Origin of the sequence: Curtobacterium sp. MMLR14_010 (assembly GCF_001865015.1) — a bacterium.
Taxonomy (GTDB): domain Bacteria; phylum Actinomycetota; class Actinomycetes; order Actinomycetales; family Microbacteriaceae; genus Curtobacterium.
In genome coordinates this window covers 1-5,181 of record NZ_MJGV01000040.1, presented here as the reverse complement: position 1 = coordinate 5,181, position 5,181 = coordinate 1, and the positions used below count along the sequence as shown (strand labels likewise).

Sequence of the window (5,181 nt, the reverse complement as noted above, 5' to 3'; positions counted from 1 at the left end):
CCCGAGGTCCTCGGCGGCGACACCTCCGTCGCCCTCGACAAGGGCTTCACCGACGCCCTCACCTCCCTCAAGCTCACCCCCGGCGTGTCCGGCGACGCCAAGCTCGCCGACGGTGCCGTGTCGTTCCCGATCACCTCCGGCTCGGTCACGTACTGGAGCCCGGACGGCAACTACCGCCCCTACGTCCAGGGCCTGCTGAACCACGACGACTCCGGCCTCACCCTCAAGGCCGGCGACACCACCGTCACGCTGGAGAACTTCGTCGTGAACCCCGGCTCCTCCAAGCTCTACGGCGACGTCCTCGTCAACGGTGAGGTCGCAGCCCCGAACGCGTACCTGTTCTCCCTCCACGGTGGTTCGCTCAAGCCCCTCCAGCTCGAGGGTGACAACGCGATCCTGACCGGCACCACCGTCCACGTCTCCGCCGACGCCGCGAAGCTGCTCAACAGCACCTTCAAGACCGACGCCGTCAAGGCCGGCCTCCTCGTCGGGACCGCCACGATCACCGCCCAGATCAAGTAACACCCCCGCGGGGCTCGCCCCGCACCGCACCACCGAGAACGCCGTCCCCACCCCGGGGGCGGCGTTCTCCGCGTTCCCCCACCGCCCTGCGGAACGACCCGTTCGGAGCGCGCTCTGCACGGATTGCGCAGAACGCGCATGTGTTTGCTCGTTGTGTGCAATCCTGGAGTCACCGGGCCGGACCGACTCGGGAACGAAACGATGGAGTTGCGTATGTCCGTTCCGATCAAGGCCGCGATCGAGAAGGTCCCCGGCGGGATGATGCTCGTCCCGCTCCTCGCGGGCGCCGTCCTCGCGACCCTCGCCCCCGGCACCGCCGACTTCTTCGGCTCCTTCACCGGCGGCCTCCTCACCGGGAGCACGCCGATCCTGGCGGTCTTCTACGTCTGCATGGGCGCGAGCATCGACCTGCGTGCGACGCCCTACATCCTCAAGAAGGGCGGGGCGCTGTTCGGCTCGAAGGTGCTGCTCGCCGTCGTCATCGGCATCGTCGCCGGGCAGTTCATGTCCGAGCTCCCCGTCCACGGCGGCTTCCTCGCCGGCCTGTCCGTCCTCGCCCTCGTGGCCGCGTTCAGCGACACGAACGGCGGCCTCTACATGGCGCTGATGGGCCAGTACGGCAAGCCGAAGGACGTCGCCGCGTACTCGATCATGACGATCGAGTCCGGCCCGTTCCTCACCATGCTCATCCTCGGCGTCGCCGGACTGTCCGCGTTCCCGTGGCAGGCACTGGTCGGCGCGGTGATCCCCCTGGTGCTCGGCATGGTCCTCGGCTCGCTCGACCCCGCGATGCGCAAGTTCCTGTCGTCGGCCTCACCCGTGCTCATCTTCTTCTTCGGCCTGGCGCTCGGCTTCGGCATCAGCCTGCAGACCGTGCTCAGCGCCGGCCTCATCGGTGTCCTGCTCGGCCTGGTCGTGCTCCTGCTCAGCGGCGGCGTGCTGTTCATCGCCGACCGCCTCACCGGTGGCACCGGCCTGGGCGGGCTCGCGGCGTCGTCGACCGCGGGCAACGCCGCCGCGGTGCCGATGCTCGTGGCCGCCGCGAACCCGGCGTACAAGGAGGCCGCGGGTCCCGCGACCGTCCTCGTCTCCGCCGCCATCGTGGTGACCTCGATCGGCACACCGCTCGTCGTCGCCTGGTACGCCCGGCGCCTCGCCGCCAAGCGGTCCGACGGCGACACCACCGCTCCCGCCGCGGTCGCCGTCGAGGGCGCGACCAACGGGGCGTCCCGATGAGCTCGGGCACGACCCTGACGATCATCGCCGACGACCTCACCGGAGCCGCCGACGCCGCTGGCGGGTACGGAGCCGCACGGACCAGTGCCGTCGTCCTCGGCTCCGAGGTCCCGTGGCCCGCGTCCGAGGTCCTCGCCGTCGACACCGAGAGCCGGTACCTGCCCGCGCCGGAGGCCGCCGCACTGGTCGACGCGGTCGTCCGCCGCTCGGTCGCCCTCGGCCGGCCGGTCTTCAAGAAGATCGACTCGCTGCTCCGGGGGAACGTCGGCGCCGAGGTCTCCGCGGCCCTCGCCGCGGTCTCCGACCCGGGCCGTGCACTGGCGGTCGTCGCACCGGCCTTCCCCGGCACCGGCCGGACCACCGTCGGTGGCGTCGTCCACGTCGGCGGCGTCCCGCAGGTCGACGGCGCGTTCGCCGGCGACGTCGCCGCCTCGCTCGCCGCCGTTGGATTGAAGGCCGGGAGGCTCGCCCCCGGTCCGGCGGACACCCCTGAGGACCTCGCCGCTCGGCTCGACCGCCTGCACGCCGACGGCCTCGACGCGGTCGTCGTGGACGCGGTCACCGACGCCGATCTCGAGACGATCGCCCGAGCCTCCCGGCTGGTCGTCGCTCCCACGCTCGTGACGGGTTCCGGCGGCCTCGCCGCGCACATGGTGCCGTCCGACGGCGCGTCAGCGACGTCGGTTCCTCCGTTGCCGACGATCGACCGGGTGCTCGTCGTCGTCGGGAGCTACTCCGGGCCGGCGCGATCGCAGATCGACGAACTGGTCCGCCGCGGCGCCGAGCACGTCGAGCTGCGGCACCGCGACGACGGCGAACAGGCGGCGACGGAGCAGATCGCCAGCGGCGTCGCCGACGTCGTCCTCACCCCGGACCTGCTCGTGCCGGTCGACACGGGGAACGCGCTCGACGTCGCGGCAGCCCTCGCCGCGACCGTCGCCCGCAGCGCGCACCGGTTCGACGCACTCGTCATGACCGGCGGGGAGACCGCCAGAGCCGTCCTCGACGCGCTCGGCATCGACACCGTCCGCGTGCACGGCACCGTCGAACCCGGCGTCGTCCTCAGCAGCCACCCCGACCACCGGCCGGTCCTCGTGACCAAGGCGGGGGCGTTCGGCGACGCCGGCACCCTCGCCCGCACCGTCCGGGCACTCCGACAGCACACCACCGAGAAGTGAGGAACCACCATGAAGCCGATCATCGCGATCACGATGGGCGACGCCGCCGGCGTCGGACCCGAGATCATCGCCAAGGCGATGGCCGACCAGGCGACCCGGTCGCTGGCGACGATGTTCGTCATCGGCGACCTGCGTCGACTGCAACTCGCCATGGACGTCGTCTCGAGCACGCTGACCGTCAACCGCATCAGCGACCCCTCCGAGGTGACCGATGACCCGACCACGATCGACGTCCTCGACGTCCCGTGCATCCCGGAGGACCTGGCCTGGGGCGAGCTGTCCGCCGAGGCCGGTCACGGCGCCTTCCTGTTCATCGAGAAGGCCGTCGAGCTCGCGATGGCGGGCACGATCGACGCCATCTGCACCGGCCCGCTCAACAAGGCGGCGTTGCACATGGGCGGGCACCAGTTCCCGGGCCACACCGAGATGCTCGCGCAGCTCGCCGGCATCGAGGAGGTCTCGATGATGCTGACCGCGCCGAACATGCGCGTGATCCACGTCACCACCCACCTCGGCCTCGTCGACGCCATCGCCGCGATCGACGGCGACCGCGTGTACCGCACGATCACCCGCGGGAACGACCTGCTCGTCCGCTCCGGCAACGAGCACCCGCGCATCGCCGTCGCGGCGATCAACCCGCACGGCGGCGAGAACGGCCTGTTCGGCAACGACGAGGAGGCCCAGAAGATCCAGCCCGGCGTCGACCGAGCACGTGCCGAGGGCCTGGACGTCATCGGTCCGCTGCCCGCCGACACGCTCTTCATGCTCGCCAGCCGCGGCGACTACGACCTCGTCGTCGCCCAGTACCATGACCAGGGCCACATCCCGGTCAAGGTGCTCGGGCTGAAGAACGGTGTGAACGTCACCGTGGGCCTGCCGTTCGTCCGGACCTCGGTCGACCACGGAACGGCGTTCGACATCGCCGGGAAGGACATCGTGGACCACGAACCGCTGCTCGAAGCGCTCCGTCAGGCCGCCGACCTCTCCCCGGAGCGCGCCGAGTAGCGTGAACGCCCGCGACCGCCGGCGCGAGATCGGCCACCTGCTGCACGAGAAGCCCGTCAACGTCGACGAGATGGCAGCGGTGTTCTCGGTCTCCGCGTCGACGATCCGGCGGGACCTCGACGCGATGACCCGGAGCGGCGACATCGTGCGCACCTACGGGGGCGCCAGGACCATCGGCGGCCCGGAGCGGAGCCTGCAGGAACGCGAGTCCATCGCGGTCGGGCAGAAGGCCGCCATCGGGAAGCTCGCCAGCTCGTTCGTCGATGACGGAGCCGTCGCCGTGCTGGACGCCGGCACCACGGTCGGGGCGCTCGCGCGGAACCTGGCGCACCGCGAAGGCGTCACCGTCGTCACCAACGGGCTGACCACCACCACCGTGCTCGAACACAGCGCGGGCGTCGAGCTGATCGTCGTCGGTGGTCGACTCCGCCACATCAGCTCCGGCTTCGTCGGGCCCTTCGCCGAGCGGGTCATGGCCGACGTGTCCGCCGACGTCGCCTTCCTCAGCGCCGACGGGGTGTCCGCCGAGCACGGGCTCTGCGAGGAGACCCCGGAGCAGGCGTCGCTGAAGCGCGTGATGGTCGAGCGTGCGCAGGAGCTCTACGTGCTCGCGGACGCCACGAAGCTCGGGGTCACGTCCGCGCACTGGTGGACGCGGCTCGAGCGACCGTGGTCACTCGTCACCGACGACACGGCGACCGAGGAGCAGCTCGCCCCCTTCCATGCATCCGGCATGGTGACCGTGTACGTCGCGCCGACGAGCACTGCGCACGCCCAGCACTGACGGACGCTGCCCGGTCCCGGTACACGCGGATGCACGGGAGTGCTCGCCCCGTACTGGGGCCGACTGCGACCGTGCCGTCGGTCGAGTGGCGTGGAACACTACACGTATCCGGGACTCTCCCCGAGCGCTCACCAGCCGCACATCGCTGATTCTCCACCCTCATGCAGGGTGTGTTCGGCGTGCACACAACAAAGGACTCACCATGCGCAAGATCACCAAGACCACGGTTTCCCTCGCCGCCGCTGGCGCGATCATCCTCACCGGTGCCGGGTTCGGCGTCTCCGCCGCGCAGGCCACCCCGACCGTGCACACGGTCGCGTCGTCCTCCTCGAAGATCCCCGCCCCGGTCGCATCGGTCCCCGAGGTCCTCGGCGGCGACACCTCCGTCGCCCTCGACAAGGGCTTCACCGACGCCCTCACCTCCCTCAAGCTCACCCCCGGCGTGTCCGGCGACGC

The 5,181-nt window shown here is 71.1% G+C and carries 5 protein-coding genes and 1 pseudogene; all 6 read left to right on the top strand.

The features are described 5' to 3' along the window. Nucleotides 1-522: hypothetical protein (locus BIU98_RS19390; RefSeq protein WP_071274788.1), on the top strand; the 522-nt coding region annotated here is incomplete at its 5' end. Nucleotides 523-735: 213 nt separating this feature from the next. Continuing rightward, on the top strand, nt 736-1,758 hold the full coding sequence (locus tag BIU98_RS08500) for a 2-keto-3-deoxygluconate permease (RefSeq protein WP_071274785.1): 1,023 nt from the start codon (nt 736-738) through the stop codon (nt 1,756-1,758). Continuing rightward, nucleotides 1,755-2,936, top strand: coding sequence for a four-carbon acid sugar kinase family protein (locus BIU98_RS08495; RefSeq protein ID WP_071274782.1), 1,182 nt, complete (start codon nt 1,755-1,757; stop codon nt 2,934-2,936). Before BIU98_RS08500 ends, BIU98_RS08495 begins: the two co-directional genes overlap by 4 nt. A 9-nt stretch (nt 2,937-2,945) precedes the next feature. Next, complete coding sequence (gene pdxA, locus BIU98_RS08490; RefSeq protein WP_071274779.1) at nt 2,946-3,941, top strand: 4-hydroxythreonine-4-phosphate dehydrogenase PdxA; 996 nt, start codon at nt 2,946-2,948, stop codon at nt 3,939-3,941. Between the two features lies 1 nt (nt 3,942). Continuing rightward, the gene (locus BIU98_RS08485) at nt 3,943-4,725 is read left to right on the top strand and encodes a DeoR/GlpR family DNA-binding transcription regulator (protein WP_071274776.1); all 783 of its coding nucleotides are present in this window, start codon (nt 3,943-3,945) and stop codon (nt 4,723-4,725) included. Between the two features lie 202 nt (nt 4,726-4,927). Next, a pseudogene (locus tag BIU98_RS08480) lies at nt 4,928-5,181 on the top strand (hypothetical protein); the annotation flags it as partial.

Excerpts from the sequence above, each read along its gene's own strand:
- BIU98_RS08500 (WP_071274785.1), top strand. The coding sequence starts at position 736 with ATGTCCGTTCCGATCAAGGCCGCGATCGAGAAGGTCCCCGGCGGGATG.
- BIU98_RS08495 (WP_071274782.1), top strand. The coding sequence starts at position 1,755 with ATGAGCTCGGGCACGACCCTGACGATCATCGCCGACGACCTCACCGGA.
- pdxA (WP_071274779.1), top strand. The coding sequence starts at position 2,946 with ATGAAGCCGATCATCGCGATCACGATGGGCGACGCCGCCGGCGTCGGA.